Origin of the sequence: Rhizobium sp. T1470 (assembly GCF_042140505.1) — a bacterium.
GTDB lineage: Bacteria > Pseudomonadota > Alphaproteobacteria > Rhizobiales > Rhizobiaceae > Rhizobium > Rhizobium favelukesii.
In genome coordinates this window covers 831,545-847,185 of sequence record NZ_CP148093.1, presented here as the reverse complement: position 1 = coordinate 847,185, position 15,641 = coordinate 831,545, and the positions used below count along the sequence as shown (strand labels likewise).

At 58.5% G+C, this 15,641-nt stretch carries 8 protein-coding genes and 9 pseudogenes; 10 read left to right on the top strand and 7 right to left on the bottom strand.

From position 1 onward, the window contains the following. Position 1 precedes the first annotated feature (1 nt). The 3 genes and pseudogenes from WGT02_RS33920 (at position 2) to WGT02_RS33910 (ending at position 2,154) form a co-directional block, all read left to right on the top strand. Positions 2 to 1,185, top strand: a pseudogene (locus tag WGT02_RS33920) (IS91 family transposase). 161 nt (positions 1,186 to 1,346) lie between these two features. Then, a pseudogene (locus WGT02_RS33915) lies at positions 1,347 to 1,607 on the top strand (nodulation protein NoeB); the annotation flags it as partial. Positions 1,608 to 1,683: 76 nt separating this feature from the next. Continuing rightward, positions 1,684 to 2,154 (top strand): transposase, encoded by a 471-nt coding sequence (locus tag WGT02_RS33910; protein WP_208246345.1) that lies wholly within the window; start codon positions 1,684 to 1,686, stop codon positions 2,152 to 2,154. A gap of 130 nt (positions 2,155 to 2,284) precedes the next feature. Here WGT02_RS33910 and WGT02_RS33905 read toward each other — a convergent pair. From WGT02_RS33905 to WGT02_RS33895, 3 genes and pseudogenes are all read right to left on the bottom strand, one after another. Then, positions 2,285 to 3,299 (bottom strand): annotated as a pseudogene (locus WGT02_RS33905) (tyrosine-type recombinase/integrase). Next, on the bottom strand, positions 3,296 to 4,210 hold the full coding sequence (locus WGT02_RS33900; protein WP_208246343.1) for a tyrosine-type recombinase/integrase: 915 nt from the start codon (positions 4,208 to 4,210) through the stop codon (positions 3,296 to 3,298). Before WGT02_RS33900 ends, WGT02_RS33905 begins: the two are co-directional and overlap by 4 nt. Further along, positions 4,204 to 5,454, bottom strand: a complete 1,251-nt coding sequence (locus WGT02_RS33895) for a tyrosine-type recombinase/integrase (protein WP_208246342.1) — start codon at positions 5,452 to 5,454, stop codon at positions 4,204 to 4,206. The genes WGT02_RS33900 and WGT02_RS33895 overlap by 7 nt, the downstream gene beginning before the upstream one ends. A gap of 260 nt (positions 5,455 to 5,714) precedes the next feature. On the opposite strand from WGT02_RS33895, the pseudogene tnpB reads away from it, so the two are divergent. From tnpB to WGT02_RS33875, 4 genes and pseudogenes are all read left to right on the top strand, one after another. Beyond that, a pseudogene (tnpB, locus tag WGT02_RS33890) lies at positions 5,715 to 6,011 on the top strand (IS66 family insertion sequence element accessory protein TnpB); the annotation flags it as partial. Between the two features lie 49 nt (positions 6,012 to 6,060). Further along, positions 6,061 to 7,632 (top strand): IS66 family transposase, encoded by a 1,572-nt coding sequence (locus tag WGT02_RS33885; RefSeq protein ID WP_208246435.1) that lies wholly within the window; start codon positions 6,061 to 6,063, stop codon positions 7,630 to 7,632. Then, positions 7,629 to 8,231: a YecA family protein gene (locus tag WGT02_RS33880; RefSeq protein ID WP_208246210.1), complete on the top strand. Its 603-nt coding sequence runs from the start codon at positions 7,629 to 7,631 to the stop codon at positions 8,229 to 8,231. Before WGT02_RS33885 ends, WGT02_RS33880 begins: the two co-directional genes overlap by 4 nt. A 270-nt stretch (positions 8,232 to 8,501) precedes the next feature. Next, positions 8,502 to 9,452, top strand: a pseudogene (locus WGT02_RS33875) (IS630 family transposase). A 16-nt stretch (positions 9,453 to 9,468) separates the two neighbouring features. Here the strand turns inward: WGT02_RS33875 and WGT02_RS33870 are convergent. Together WGT02_RS33870 and WGT02_RS33865 are read right to left on the bottom strand one after the other, a co-directional pair. Then, positions 9,469 to 10,540: pseudogene (locus tag WGT02_RS33870) on the bottom strand (IS630 family transposase). 195 nt (positions 10,541 to 10,735) lie between these two features. Next, entirely contained in the window at positions 10,736 to 11,851 is a 1,116-nt protein-coding gene (locus WGT02_RS33865; RefSeq protein WP_208245192.1) for an IS630 family transposase, read from the bottom strand. A 28-nt stretch (positions 11,852 to 11,879) separates the two neighbouring features. Here WGT02_RS33865 and WGT02_RS33860 point away from each other — a divergent pair, with 28 nt between their 5' ends. The 3 genes and pseudogenes from WGT02_RS33860 to WGT02_RS33850 form a co-directional block, all read left to right on the top strand. Further along, positions 11,880 to 12,164, top strand: a complete 285-nt coding sequence (locus tag WGT02_RS33860; RefSeq protein WP_225039569.1) for a LexA family transcriptional regulator — start codon at positions 11,880 to 11,882, stop codon at positions 12,162 to 12,164. A gap of 27 nt (positions 12,165 to 12,191) precedes the next feature. Then, a pseudogene (locus tag WGT02_RS33855) lies at positions 12,192 to 13,022 on the top strand (nodulation protein NoeB); the annotation flags it as partial. Positions 13,023 to 13,486: 464 nt separating this feature from the next. Further along, positions 13,487 to 13,799: pseudogene (locus WGT02_RS33850) on the top strand (GntR family transcriptional regulator); the annotation flags it as partial. Between the two features lie 43 nt (positions 13,800 to 13,842). Here the strand turns inward: WGT02_RS33850 and WGT02_RS33845 are convergent. Further along, positions 13,843 to 13,968, bottom strand: a pseudogene (locus WGT02_RS33845) (alpha/beta hydrolase); the annotation flags it as partial. A 286-nt stretch (positions 13,969 to 14,254) separates the two neighbouring features. Further along, positions 14,255 to 15,589, bottom strand: coding sequence for an ISNCY family transposase (locus tag WGT02_RS33840; RefSeq protein WP_208246032.1), 1,335 nt, complete (start codon positions 15,587 to 15,589; stop codon positions 14,255 to 14,257). Positions 15,590 to 15,641 lie beyond the last annotated feature (52 nt).

Genomic DNA, 15,641 nt, shown 5'->3' with positions numbered 1-15,641 from the left:
GATGGTCCGTTCGGGGCCGGAAGTGGCGGACATATTCCGTCGCTACGGCGAGGCCTATCGTGCCCAGCACACATCGCTGTCGACCGCTCAGAGCCGCGTCATGACGGCGATCGAGTTGTGCCGGACCGCCGCGCTCGGTGGGCACGTCGAAGCGTGCGATCAATGCGGACACAGGCGCATCGCCTTCAACAGCTGCCGCGACAGGCATTGTCCCCGCTGCCAATCGCTGGCCCGTGCGCAATGGCTCGAGGATCGGCGCGCCGAGCTGCTCGACACACAGTACTTTCACGTCGTCTTCACGCTGCCGAAGACCATTGCCGCCATCGCGTACCAGAACAAGGCGCTCGTCTACGGCTTGCTCTTCCGCGCCACCGCCGAAACGCTACGCACCATCGCTGCCGACCCCAAGCATCTCGGCGCCGAGATCGGTTTCTTCGCCGTGCTGCACACCTGGGGGCAAAATTTGTTGCACCACCCCCATCTGCACTGCGTCGTCCCGGGTGGCGGGTTTTCGCCGGACGGCACGCGATGGATTGCCTGCAAGCCGGGCTTCTTCCTGCCGGTCCGCGTTCTCTCACGCCTGTTCCTGGAGTACCTGGGGAAAGCCTCGACGCCGGCAAGCTGCAGTTCTTCTCCGACTTGCGAGCCTTGAGCGAGCGCAACGCCTTCCGGCACTATCTGGCGCCCGTTCGAAGGGCCGAGTGGGTCGTCTTTGCCAAGCCGCCCTTCGCCGGGCCCGAACAGGTCCTCGATTACGTCGGCCGCTACACGCACCGCGTCGCCATCTCCAACAACCGCCTCGTCGATATCGAGGATGGCGCGGTGCGTTTTCGCTGGAAGGATTATCGGCACGGCGATCGGCAAAAGGTCATGACCCTATCGGCCGACGAATTTATCCGCCGCTTTCTGTTACACGTCCAGCCCGAGGGCTTCCATCGGATCCGCTACTACGGCTTCCTCGGCAATCGCTATCGCGCGCAAAAGCTCGCTTGCTGTCGTGAGATGCTCGGCATGCCGATTTCCGCGCCGTCGGACAGCCGATCCGCAAAGGACTATCGCGACCGCTACGAGAAGCTCACCGGGCGTTCCCTCAGGCAATGCCCGGCCTGTCATCAAGGGCAGATGATCATCATCGAAATCTTCGACGGCGTCAGCGGCCCCTTGCGGTACTGGGATACGTCATGAAAGAACCACACTGCTTTCATCGTCGCCGCATCGCCCGTTCGGCCGGCCGGGCCGATCCCTCGAAAGTGCGCGCCATCGCGCCCACCGGCGCTTCCCGATAGGATGCCGCGTCAATCGTCACGTTTATCGACACCGGAATCCGTGCTGCTTTCGTCCCCCGCGCTCCCGCCTTACTGGGCTCTACAATTCTTGATCGCGGCTTGATTACTGAGGCGAGCGCCGAAGAATCTGCCCCGGCCGTGATTTATATCGTGACTGATGAAATGATCGGCATTTCTGGGATCGACACAAGATTACCACATGGAGCAGAAGCCAAAGCCGCATTGTTGCAGGTTTTTCAGAAGTATGGGTTTCGGCTCCATTCAAAGGCCTTCAGTCGGCACGTTCTTACTCAAGTTTCGGTCCCAGCCGCCTTGAACGTAAGCGTTGCGAGCGCCCCACATTTCATTGAATTTCAGTTCGCGCATAATCCCGATCTTTCGAGATTGAGAGGTGGGAATGATGGATCTGGTGCCAATCGAGCGCGACGAGCAAGTTGTGCCGCATAGTGCTGATGACAGTCATCAGCACTATGCGCAAGGTAATGCAGAGCGGGCTCGATCGACGTCACGTCGTGTCGAAGTCATCATCGGCGAGGATCGCCGCCGTCGATGGAGCCCGGAGGACAAGGCGAAGATCACAGCGGCGAGTTTTGTGCCCGGCGCCAATATCTCTGCCGTTGCGCGTCAACACGGCGTCAGTCAAGGCCTGTTGCACTATTGGCGTCGCTGCGCCCGCGAAAGCACATCGGATGAGCAGGAGATGCGTTTCGTGCCGGTCGTGAAGGTTGGCGACGAACAGCCTCAACCATCTCTCGGAAAGATGTTGACCGTTCGCGTTGAGATTAACCGCGCCTGTGTCGTTATCGACGGCGGTGTTGATGAGCATACGTTGCGGACGGTGTTCAGCGCGATACGGGGTTCGGCTTGATTGCGCTTAGATCGGATTTGCGGATCCTGATTGCTTCCAAGCCGGTCGATTTTAGGAATTATGTGAAGCGTGCAGTTATGTGGAGTCCGCCGCGACAACTACTTGCCGCCTGCGGTGTTGGGGAGTGGGATTACTCGACATAATTTTTCGATCGTCCGATGGACTTCAGCATCGCGAGTAGCTTGTCGGGAGCAGCAAGGCGACCCGGCTTGAGCGACGGCGGCGCCATCGCTGCAAGCGCCTCCAGTTTTTCGGTTGGATCAGCCCGCAGATAGATTTCCGTGCTTTGCAGGCTGGCGTGACCGAGCCAGAGTGACACCTTGCGCGCATCGCGGGTCGCTTTCAGAGTGTGCATGGCACAGGTATGGCGCAAAACATGTGGGGTAACGCGTTTATCGGCGAGAGATGGGAGCTTCTGCGCCGCGGTAGCGGCGTGCTTGGCAAGGATATATTCGAATCCGGCCCGGGTCATCGCGCGTCCCACGGCATTGAGGAAGAGTTTCGGTGTCGCCACTCGCCGGGCGGACTGCCAGCCAAGCCTTCAACGCCGCCGTGGTCTCTTTCCACAAGGGCAACACACGTTCGCGGCGTCCCTTACCCATGATGTGGATGCTGGTGACCGTCTGGCGGTCAATCTGGTCGAGGCGGATGCTGACGAGCTCGGAGACGCGCAGCCCGGCAGCGAAGGCCAGATGCAGCATCGCTCGATCGCGAATGCCGGATACCTGACGCGGGTTCGGTGCATCAAGCAAAGCCTGCATCTCGTCGAGGCTGAGATGGCTGACGAGCGCCTCGTCGATCTTCTTCATTGGGATCGCCCGAACCCGGCGCGCCTGATCCAGACAGGAAGGGAGCCGGTACTCGAGGAAACGGAAGAAGGCTTTGATGGCAGCAAGACGGGCGTTGCGGGTGCGCGCCGAGTTGCCGCGCTCCCTCTCAATATGCTCCAAAAACGCGAGGAGGAGCGGCGGATCGAGTTGCTCGATCTCGATGCGGGACGGGGTGGTCTTCAATCGGCTAGCGGCGAAGCAGAGCAGCAGTTGGAAGCTGTAGGCGTAAGCCTCGCAGGTGTGTGGGCTCGCCCGCCGCTCTTGCGGCAGATGTTCTCGTAGAAAGGTGGTGAGATGCGGAGCCAGCGCGGTCATGTGACGGCTCCTTGATGCAAGGCCTCGCCAGCCGCTGCGATCTGCCTCAACAGGATCGGCGTTGCCTGCAGATACCAGTAGGTGTCACTGACGTGGGCATGGCCGAGGTAGGTGCTGAGGGCGACGATGTGGCGGCCAACGGCATGATGATCGGGCTGGCATTGCTCGAGGGAGCGCACGGCGAATGTGTGCCGCAGATCGTGAATGCGGGGGCCCGTTTGCCCAGGCTCTCCCCGCAAACCGAGCGATCGTGCGAGGCGGAGGAAGACAGCAATCACGGTACTGTAGGCCGGCGGCGCGCCCATAGCGGAAACGAACAGCATGCTGCTCAAGGTTCCGAGCCGACGACGCGCCAACAAATACTTATCCAGGGCGTCCCGCGTCGTGTCGTGGAGCGGCAGTAAGCGGCTCTTCTGGAACTTGGTTTGTCGGATAACCAACCCATCGGCGGTCACGTCCTCAAGTCGAAGCGCGAGGGCTTCGGAAATGCGCATTCCGGTGGTGGCCAGCAATCCGAACAGGGTCTCGTACATCAGCGGCCGGATCGTGTCTGACGGCTTCAATCGTGCGGCCGCCTGCAACAACGCGCTGATCTCATCCGGCGTATAGATGTGCGGGATCCGCCGCTTGAGCAGGTTGCGCCCCAAGGCTTCTGCGGAAGGAACCTGATGGCGCAGGTCCTCGGCTGCTAGTACCAACGCAAAGCGGCGGACCGTCACCAGCCGGTTGCGGCGCTGCTGTGGGGATGGCGCAAGCGTCGCCCATTCAAGTACACGAGTGACTTCAATGTGCCGATCGCCATGCCTTTCGGCGAAGGTGACGAAGCTCCTCAAGAGCGTGTGCTGGACGCGGAACTTGAAGCCCACCGTGCGCTGGAGTTCCACATATCGCGACAGATCCTGGCTCAGCATGACGCACTCCCCGGCCAAGGCTGGGCGATCTGGAGCAGCATGTTGATGTCCACCTTCGCATAGTGGGCAGTCGTGTTGACCGATCGATGGCGAAGCACTGTCCCGATCATATCCAGCGTGGCGCCGGCCCGAAGCATGCTGGTCGCCGCGGAGTGCCGCAGGAGATTGGCGCCTCGGGAGGGAGCGTTATCGATACCCGTCCTAACAAGCGCAAGCTTGACGATGCTAGAGACAGTCGCGCTCGCTAACGGCCGATGCGGCGCGACAGCCCGCAGGAAGACCTCCTCGTAGGCGGCGGGCGGACGGGCCTCCCGTAAATAGTCGATGATCGCTTCACCGACGTCCTGAGGCAGCGGAAGCCGGATCTCGCGGCGGCCCTTGCCGCGCACACATAAAGTGCCCTCTCGCCAGTCGATGTCTTCTAGGCACATGCTCGAAACGTCGCCGGCGCGCAGGCCGAGACGTGCAAGCAGCAGCAGAACCGCGTGATCGCGCATGCCCACCGGTGTCGTGACGTCGCACGACGCAACCACCCGATCAACGTCGGCGGTGGAGATGTAGAGCGGCAAGGCCGATAACCGCCATTGCGGGACCGTCGGTATTGCCTGATCAAGCCCCGGTTGACACAAACTCTGGGTAGCCAGATACTTGAGGTAGCCTCGCAACGCCATCGTCATCGTTTTGAGGTTGGCGCGCGAACTTCGCTGGGCCTCGTCAAGAACCACTTGCCGAACAAGACGGGCGTCGTACAGTTTTGGATCACGACCGAGGCCGGCAAGCAAACGCGTGACCATGCGACCGTGGCGATGGACGGTGCGCTCGGATATCCCTCGATGCCGTCTCAGCCAAGTCTGGAAAGCAGCAATTTGGACCTCGTGATGGTCCACACCTGGCAGCTCATGTGTCGGCGGCGTCACCGCCCCGTATTCCACCAGGAAACCGACAAACCGGCGTACACGATTGACATATTTGGCCGATAGAAAATCGGTTTGCCGGCTGCCAGGGCAACGGCATCGGTGCTGCGCAAAGCGGCGAACGACATCGTCGTCAATCTCAGTGATGGCAATCTTCGTGCTCTGTAGCCACTGTCCAAAATGACGGACCGAAGCTTCGTAGCCTGACACAGTCAGGCGGGTATGTCCCAAGTTCAACAATTGGCTCGTGAACGCCTCTACGAACGGGCGCAATTTGCCTGCGTCCATCAGTTGCGTGCATTCCGGTAGAACTTCCGTCGATTTTGGCATGGGTGGTCTCCTCTCGATGACAAAAAAACGTCTCGAGACGACAACAATTATGCCGAGTGGGAAAGGCTCATGACCGATCTAAGCTATTGGACAAAACGAGGAAGCAGCTTGAGCCGCGGCGGACTCCACATAACTGCACGCTTCACATAATGCAGAGCGTTTTTAGCGTGGCGTCGCCGATATCGACGTTGACGAGCGCGCCGAGGCCGATGGCGACGGTGCGCTAAAAACGCTCTGCATTATGCGGTGCTCCGCATAATAGGAAAGGCATAAACGGTCTGGCGGCGCTGGTGTCGACCACGCTTGGCGCGAACCCGTATTCGGGCGACGTGTATATCTTCCGCAGCAAGCGCAACGATCGTTTGAAGATGGTGGCTTGGGACGGCAGTGGCATGGTGTTGGTGACCAAGGTTTTGGAAGATCGTCACTTTACCTGGCCTGCCGCTCGTGATGGGGCGGTTCATCTCAGCGCGAGCGAAATGGCGCTTTTGTTAGATGGTCTGGACTGGACAAAAGTAGAGCAAAGGCCCGTGAAGCGCCCTGAAAAAATAGCGTGATCTTATTGTAATCCATGGACAATTCCGCGAATTTTGGCTAGTGTTTGCCATGCTCAACCGTGGCCAACCCCTGCCTCGGGACCCAGACATTCTGGTCGGTATGGTCCTGGAAAGAGACGCTGAAATCGAGCGTCTGAAGGGCATGTTGAAGGCGGCCAACGCGCAACCTTTTGGGCAGAAGTCCGAAAAGTCCATTGCGGTTCTCGAAGGGCAGATCCGTCTCGATCTAGGGGACGCGGAGCGTGACGTTGCGGTGGACGCGACCAACGATGAGCCAAAGCCCGCCAAGGCGCCGCGTCAAGCAAGCTCCAAATCTCAGCCTCGCCGCAACCTCGGTGCCCTCCCTGAACATCTTGAACGCGTCGTTGAGGTCATTGAGCCATCATCGTTGGAATGTGCCTGCTGCCAGGGGCAACTCCATCGCATTGGTGAAGAAGAAAGCGAGGCCCTCGCGTCACGGCCGGCCACGCTTTATGTTCTGCGCACCGTGCGACCGAAGTACGCCTGCCGGGCTTGCGAAACCGGCATTGTTCAAGCCAAAGCGAAACCGCGGTTGTTCGATGGCGGCCTGGCGACGACGGCCATGATCAGCAATGTGGTCGTATGGCGATATGCCTGGTACCTGCCACTCAACCGCCAGGTTCAGATGCTGAAAGGACAAGGGGTCCGTTTAGACACATCAACACTTTGCGTTTGGGTGAAACGCTCGGCCTGGTGGCTAAAAACGCTCTACGACAAGCTCTTAGCTTACATTCACAGCCATAGCCGGGTGTTTGTGGACGAGACCCGGATGCCTGTCCTGAAAAAGGGCCAAAAACGCGCCAAGGTCTGTCAATTCTGGGCGCATGCGGTGGACGATCGCCCATGGAACGGTCCCGCGTATCCTGCGGTTGCCTATGTGTTTGCCCAAGGTCGAGGCAAGGCGGAAATCCAGTCGCAACTGGACAGCTACAACGGGCTTCTGCAAGTCGATGCGTATAAAGCTTATAAGAGTTTGACCCGGCCCGGTCGTAAAGCCGGAACGATTAAACTCGCCTATTGTCTGGCCCATGCGCGTCGCAAGTTTGTGGATGTGTATAAGAAGTACAAATCGGAGCTGGCCAAAACGGTGATCGAGCGGTTAGCCGAAATCTATGCGATTGAAGCTAAAATCCGCGGCACGAGCGCCGAGCATCGCCTGTCTGTTCGTCAGGCGAAAACCAAAGGCTTGATGGCTGACCTGAAAGCGCTTCTGATGGATACGATCAAAGATATCTCTGCCAAGGACCCTGTCGCATCCGCCATCAAGTACACTCTGGGGCTTTGGTCCGGCCTGACCCTATTCCTGAACGACGGTAGGCTTGAGGTAGATTCCAACACCGTGGAGCGCAATATGAGAAGTATTGCGCTTGGGCGCGTCAACAGTCTGTTTGCTGGCAGTGATGGCGGTGCCGAAACCTGGGCCATTTTAGGCTCCTTGCTGACGACAGCCAAGCTGAACGGCGTCGATCCGTACACCTGGCTCCACGACGTGCTTGAACGCATCGTGTCGGGCGAAATAAAGTCGACCTCCCTTGAGCGTTGCCTGCCGTGGCAATGGAAGAAAGAACATGCCGATATGAATATGGCGGTAGCAGCGTGAAGCGGCCCAAGCGTGCGAAACCTTTAACCCTGGAGCAGCTGGAAGTCTGGTTTGAAAAGGCCGAGCCGGCACCCCATTGCCGCGACGTCTCAATGATGAATGGCTTCCTCACGGGTCTGGCGGCTGGACCGGTCTTCCTGTTGCCCAACGACTGGATGTTCCATGTCATCGGCGATCACGAAAAGAGAGCCTTCATCGGCAACAAGATCCAGGCGGTGATCGACACGATCGTCGATCATTATAACCTCATAGCCCATCAGCTGACGGCGCCCGGGCGCTATGCCCCGGTATTGATGCGCACCGACGAGGGCGAAGTGCTTGCGGGCGACTGGGCCGACGGGTTCTTCGGGGCCATTGGTTTAAATCTCGAGGAATGGGCACCGCTGTTCGCTCAAAAGCAGACCGGCGATCCGCTTATGGCTATTCTCACTCAATGCACAAAGCCTGAGCTGATCCAAATGATCTCGACGGCATTCCCCAAGCCTCCCGAGGCCATTCTCAAAGATGCCTGGCGTACGCTTCCGTTCGCGGTCGAGGGTATTTACGCGCACTGCCAGCCGATGCGCTTTAACCCAGGCGCACCCGCCAACGACGCTTAGTCCGGGTTGAGGATCGGCGTCACGCCCATGGCTGTGGGGCGCTCGCAACGGATACCCTTGAACATGGACTATTCGTATAATTTCCCCGGCGATGGATCGCATTATGCGTACCCGGGCAAGGTAACGACTTTCAAGGAATTGTCGTTGTTCGATCTGTGGCATCAACAAGGGTTATACCAACGAGCGCTAGAGCATCGCACTTGAATTGAGAATCGAGTGGGGTTTTCACGAGGGTATTGGTGTGATTCACTGCGGTTGGAGGTGAATCACATGGGTAGATCTCATTCTGTTGATCTTCGTCAGCGTGTTGTTTCCATGGTCGCTAGCGGCCAATCACGGCGAGCCGCTGCCCGTCATTTCGCAATCAGCGACAGCAGTGCGATCAAGCTGCTGCAACGCCGGGAGCGGACTGGGCTGATAACCCCCGCGCGTCAAGGAAGGCCACCAGGTGCAGGGAAACTGTCGGCGTTTCGCGATTTCCTGGTCGCACAGGTCGAAGGCAAACCGGATATCACCATGCCAGAGCTTGCCCGTCGCCTTGAGGATGAACATGGATTGGTTATTCCACCATCGTCCGGTTTTTGATAACGCAGGGATACACATATAAAAAAACAGATAATGGCGTCGGAACGCGCTCGCGCTGATATCCGAAAGGATCGTGATGTCTGGATTTCGAAACGCCAACCCCGGATGCGATTTGAACCGCATCGACTTGTTTTCTTGGACGAAACCTCGGTGAACACAAAGATGGTGAGACTGCGTGGGCGCTCCCCGCGCGGCGAGCGTCTCATCACGGATGCGCCCTTTGGCCACTGGGGGACACAGACATTCATTGCAGGCTTGCGCTGTTTCGGTCTTACTGCGCCCTGGATTATTGACAGGCCGATGAACCGGGAAATCTTCGACACCTACATCGAGACCCAGCTTGCGCCGACACTCGAACCAGGCAATGTCGTCATCCTGGATAATCTTCGCGTTCACAAGAGCGATAAAGCCAAAGCCTGCCTCAAGGAAGTTGGTGCGTGGCTCCTGTTTCTGCCGTCTTATTCGCCAGATTTGAACCCGATCGAAATGGCCTTCGCCAAAATTAAGGCCCATCTCCGAGCCGCCGCCGCTCGCACGTTTGACGCACTCTCAAATGCGCTCGGATCCATCTGCAACCTCTTCAACAGCCAAGAATGTCGAAACTATTTTACAGCCGCAGGCTATGGGTTCGATTAAAGGTACGGCGTTCTAATCAAAACCGGTGCGCCCAATCACGCATTCCAATTGACATGATCTTCCACGGCTGCGCGACCAGCTTGTTCCATGCGTCACAGCAATGGGAAACGATGTCGTCGTAGTCTTTGAATATCCGGTTGGACAACCAGTTCTCCCTCATAAATTGCCACAGGTTCTCGACAGGGTTCAATTCGGGCGACCGCGGCGGCAGGAACAGCAGGGTGACGGTGTCGGGTACTTTGAGTTTCGGCGTGACGTGCCATCCAGCCTGATCAACGATCAGCACGGCATGAGCACCTTCATCGACCGCCTGGCTGATTTCGAGCAGATGCTGGTTCATGGCATGGTTCATGGCATCGGTGTCGCAGTAGGGAAGAACAAGGCCCGCAGCTTTGCCCTTCTTGGGGCAGATGGCGCCGAAGATATAAGTCCACATCGTGCGTTGATCGAGTGGTGCCGAAGGCCTTGTGCCCTTGCGTGCCCATCGTCGGGTGATCTTGTTCTTCTGCCCTATCCGAGCTTCGTCGGCCCACCAGAGCTCGATCTCGATGTTCTTGGGGAGCCTGCTTTTGATGGTTGCCAGTGTGGCGGGGAAGTTTTTTTAAAACTCTCCAGGTCACCCTCGTTCTGGGCGTAATGGCGCGGACGAGCAGACAGCTTTGCAAAGCCGAGCGCCTTCAATTCGCGGCCAATGGTCGTCTCGTCCACAGAGATCCGGTATTCCTGGAAAGCCATTGAACCAGATCCTTGCGCCGCCAGCGAACGACGCCATGCACTGCTGGTATCGGCCCGCTTTCGACAATCTTCGCCAAAGCCTGGCGATGCACAGCGGAAAGCTTTCCTTGATTGCCAGGCGCTTTGCCGTTGATGAGCCCTGACGGACCGCGGGCATTGAAGCGCATAACCCAATCGCGGACAATCTGCAGGGTCACGCCTCCGATCCTGGCCGCGTCGCTGCGTGAATGACCATCATAGATTTCGGCAAGGGCAAGAAGCCGCCGAGCCTGTGCCGCATCCTTCGTGCTCTTGGCCAATGCCCGCAGGGCAAAACCGTCGAAGTCATCGCGCAGTGGAATTCCCAATGTCATCCGCAAACCTCCGTTTGCGACAGAGATTCAGAATTCAACTGATTTGGAAACCGCAAAACGAGTCAGAAACCGCTCACGTTGGTATTAGCAGTCACCGTCTTCCAGTCTGCTCATCTAGATTACTGCCAAACCGAAATCAAAGTCGATTGCCATACCTTCGCATCATTTGACGGAACTAGTGCCGCGCCACAGAGATTATGACTCTTTGACGGGGTAAGCTTTGCGGAGCTTTTGGCGGGCTTTTTCGGTTGTGAACATCCATTGGATCTTTGCGCCATTAGCGTTGCGTTGCTGCTCCCAGGCTGCGACTTCGGCGATTATGGTGTCTTTATTGTCGATACGACGGTCGAGGCATTGGCTGCGCAGGACACCGATCTCGATCTCGACCATGTTGAGCCAACTGGCGTGCTTGGGCGTGTGGTGGAACTCCAGTCGCTTCAGCACCCTTCGAGCCTCCGGGGCTGGAAATGCGTCGTAAAGCGCCCCGGCGGAATGGGTGGAGAGGTTGTCCATCACCACGCGGATGATCGGGGCGTCGGGATAATCGACGTCGACCAGTTCGCGCATGCACTGGGCGAAGTCTTGGTTGGTTCGCCGATCGGTGACCTTCACCCTGCGCCAGGGCTGGTGGGCGTCCATGAAGACAAACAGATTGACCGTGCCGTTTCGGCGATACTCGCAGTCGTAGCGTTCAAGCTGGCCAGGCTTGGCCGCAATGGGCTCGCGCACTTCGCCGATGAGTTGGGTCGGGCTCTCGTCGAAGCAGACCACGGGCCTTTGTGGATCAGGCGTCTCTGCGTAGAGGTCGAGAACATCCTCCATGCGCGCGACGTATTCCCCATCGAGCTTTGGGATGCACCACATGTCTTTGCGCCAAGGTTTGAGATGATTCTCAGCCAGCCGGCGACGTACGGTCTCCGAGGACAACTCGTCATGATCGGTGAGTCGGACCATCTCATCGGCCAGAAGCTCCAGGGTCCAGCGGGCTCGCCCGGGCGGCGGCTTTGAGCAGGCGGTCGCCACCAACAGCGCCTCCTCCTTGCTCGATAGCTTGCGCTCAACACCCGGGCGCGGTTCTTCACTGAGCGCGCCTTCCAGATTGGCTTCCACAAACCGGCGCTTGGTCCGGTAAATCGTCGATCCGCTGACGTTCAAGGTTGCCGCGATCACCTCGTCGCTGAAGCCTTCGTCCGCCGCCACCAGGATCTGGGCGCGCTTGATCTTGCGCGACGCATGGCGTCCCCCGCTCAACAAAACGGCCAGTTGATCACGTTCCGATTGGCTAAGCTCTACGTGAAACTTTATATTCATCGACACCTCCTTCAGCGCGGAGACGCAGATGAATCCGAAAATGAGTCCCTCACTTGACCCGCAAGCCGCAACGGCAAGACATGGCCTTACGCAAGTCCAAGGCCAGTACCTGGCCTTCATCTACGCCTACAGCCGCATCTTCAAACAGCCTCCGGCCGAAGCCGACATGCGTCGCCACTTCGCCGTTACGGCTCCGTCTGTTCACCAGATGGTGCTGACCCTCGAGAAGGCAGGATTTATATCCCGCGTGCCAGGCGCAGCACGCAGCATCCAACTTCTCATCCCACCAGAAGACTTGCCCATTCTACGATAACCCAACCCGTCATAATCTCTGTGGCGCGGTACTAGGTTTCTTGAACGGCAGCGAATCGAGGGCGGACCATACCGGGACGTTCCTCCCGCTACTGCGGCACTGGCGGATGTTAAGGCGCTGGTGGATGGAAACAGGAGAAGCTTTGCAATGGCAGCAGTTGGAGTCGCGGCCTCCAATATGTTGGGGACATTCGAGACGGAATTGCAGGAATGGCATCCGCGATCTTACGACCAACTAGCCTTTCCTTACTGGCTTCAACAGTTTCAGAACACAATTCTAGATAAAGGTCGTGGGAACGCCTTTTTTGGGCATTTTCTATTTCCGCACAGTCCTGCCGTCTACGACAAAGATTGCAAACCAACGAACCGTTGGGTTTCGAGATCCTATCTTACGGAAGCACGCGGGTTGGTAGGTCAAAAGCTAGATGAGGCGCGCGCGGAAGAATATGGATTCTACTTCGCTCAAACGCTCTGTCTGGCCAAGCAACTGGATAAGTTCTTTAATGCGGTTGTCAGCGATAAAAGGTTTCAGGATGCCACGATCGTCGTTCATGGCGACCACGGCTCGCGTATTTCCGCGGGTAGAAACGTAGAGACAATGTCTCCGAGGGATTACGTCGACAATTATTCCGCCCTTTACGCCACTAGAAAGCCAAGCGTAGAAATGGGTACAGACTACTCGCTACACTCGGTTCAGTGGTTGAACGCTTCTCTGTTCCGCGGCAACGCGCCAGAAGTCGCTCCGACCGTCGTGGGGTCAATGCGGGGCGAATCTGACGAACCAGCAGTCTACGCACCCATAACCAATCCAGACCACGTTGCGATAATGCCGATGCATGACTTTGACGCATCTCATTAAAATCCCTCGCCCTTATTGGATACTCATAAAAGGCTCGCATCGTCTTAGCGGGCCCATTCTTTTCGACAATCTATTCTTCCACATGTCTCCCCAAGGTGGCCGCGGTCTTCATGGTGGGCGATATCCCCGATAGTCCGGCTTACTCAATTTCTGGTACCCTCTAAACGGCTGACGCAATCATGGTCGATCCTATGGGCTTTACATTGTCCTTCCGTCCCTTCCTCATACGCGTAAGCCGTCAAATCCGACGGTCATGATGGTGAGGTGGACAGTAAGTCAAGCATCACAATAGCTGGGCCGCCAGCCCGGCGGCGATTTGGGTTCCCGAGTCCCCGTTTACGCATCGGAAAATCATAGCGAGCAAACTTATACTCTGGTACGCCATAATACAGCAGGTCAGATCCGTTCTTATGCGAAGCTTGTACCTGGTTCGGCAGATCGAGAGATCGAGACGAGGTGAGGCAATGAACGAGGCACCGGCAGGGAATACGATTCGCGTAGAGCGTCCCACCAAGACATTGCGGGAACTGGCGCTCGACAAAGTCCGGGACGCGATTATTGAAGGATATTTCAGACCCCGGTGACCGCCTGGTCGAACGCGATCTCTGCGCGCAACTCGGTGTCAGTCGTACAATCCTCCGGGAGGCGCTTCGTCACCTCGAATCCCGCAATCAGGCGGTGGGCGCTAAATCATACCTTGCCTTCTGCGATACGCGCGGCCCCGCCAATGCCCCTGTGATGATTCCCCTAATGGACAAGAACGACGAGGGACGCCGTTCGCACTACCTGATGATCCAGACCTCGATACCCGATGCGCCGGCCGCATGCCGACCCCATGAATGAGGATTAACGTCTCGCCATTGCCGGCTTCGAAATAAGAGGTACCGCGCGAAGTCGTCTTGCGCGGGAGGGAAGCGCCGCCCTCCCCGGATGTGTGTGAAGTGATCGTTTTTCCTCGGAGTCGCGCCGGTTAGCCGGCTACGCCTCCGGTGCAGAGTTCCGCCGGCGCAAGGCGGAAAATGGACGTGAGTTCCTAGTCTAGTGCCCGTCCATAAACGGCTGTTTTTCTGCGGTTTTGAAAGGTTGTTTGCCGGCTGACATCGTTTCTTGGGACGCGTGATGGCACAAGACCGCGCAGGTTATGGCCCGAAGAGCGATCTGGCGGCAATGGGGTCATGGGGTATCGGCCGACGCTCGCCGGGCTTGCTCTGAACGCTACCGGATCAGGAGCGTCAGGTCGGCCTGAGGCGGGCGAAGAGGGCGAGATTGTAAGCGACCACCGAGGACCAGACATAAGCCTTAAAGTGGTCGAGGCCGCGCCAGGTGCAGCGCCCCAAGCCATAAGCGCGTTTCAGACAAGAGATGCCGGCCTCGATGCCGGCGCGGAAGTTGCGCAGCCTGCGATAGACCCAGCGGCTTGTGACCATGTCTTCGATGCGGAGGCCGGACTTCTTGTGGAAGGCCATGTCGCGGACGCCGCAGGCTTTGGCTCCGCGCAGATTGGCGCGGCTGGCATAGCCGCCGTCGGCTGCCGACTGACGCGGCGCCTGGCCATAAAAGGCGATGTGGCGTTCCAGCATCGGCAGCAAGCGCTCGCTGTCGGCCGGGTTGCCGGTTTCGACGACGAGGTCGAGGACCAGTCCGCTTCTGCCGGTCGTCAGATTGAGTTTGTGGCCGTAGTCGACGTCGCGGCTGCCCTTGACGATGATGTCGGCATGCGGCTCGAACAGGCTCACCAGCTTCTCGCCGGCCGGGACCGGCTGCCCGGCCAGGACCCGCCGTTCGGTCTGGGCGAGGATCCGTGCGATCAGTGGCCGGTAGTGGCGGAGCTGGGCCTGCCACAGTTCGCCGGCCGGGCCCGCCGTCTGGGGCAACTGTTCGCTCGCCTGCTGCAGATAACTCAAGGTCGTGCGCGTGATCTTGAGCAGTGCGCGGTAGTGCTTCACCCGTTTGGGACGGCCGCGGGTATATTCGATCGCCCGAGCCCGCTTCTTTGCCGCGCGGCGATGGTCGTGCCATGGAATGGCGCTACCCAGTGCCTCGGCCTGCTGCAACAGTCGCACCATCACCCGCACGGCGTCCCATAACAGGCTGCTGTCGCTCGGCTCATGGATCAGTGCCGCGGTGACGGTGCTGTCCACACGCACGACCTTGCCATTTTCCAGCTTCTCCCGCTTGGCGCTCGCCAGCAGCACCCGGTTGATCTCTTCAAAGGTTTGCGCCCGGATCGCGCTGATCGTCTTGTGCAAGACCGACTTCTTCGGGTTCCATCCCCACGGCAGCCGGGCAAAGGCCCGGAACGAGGCGGAGTCTTCGAGATGGAAGGCCAGTTCCTGATAACTCAGCTGGCGATGCTGCTTGAGCAGCGCGCAGCGCAGCACAGCCTCGGCCGGCAGCCCCTCGCGACCGGTCTCCTTGAGACCATGCCGGCGCAGGTCCCGCGTCACCAGCCCGAGCAGATCGCGATGCTCATCCAGCCATTGCGACATCGCCTTCAATTCACGGCCGATCTCGTGCCCGGCAAAAAGATCGAATATACTGGATTGGACGGTGCGTTCTTGGCGCATTGTCGGCTCCGGCGGTTACGGGTTTGTCTTTAGAATCAGTCGCTTGATCTAA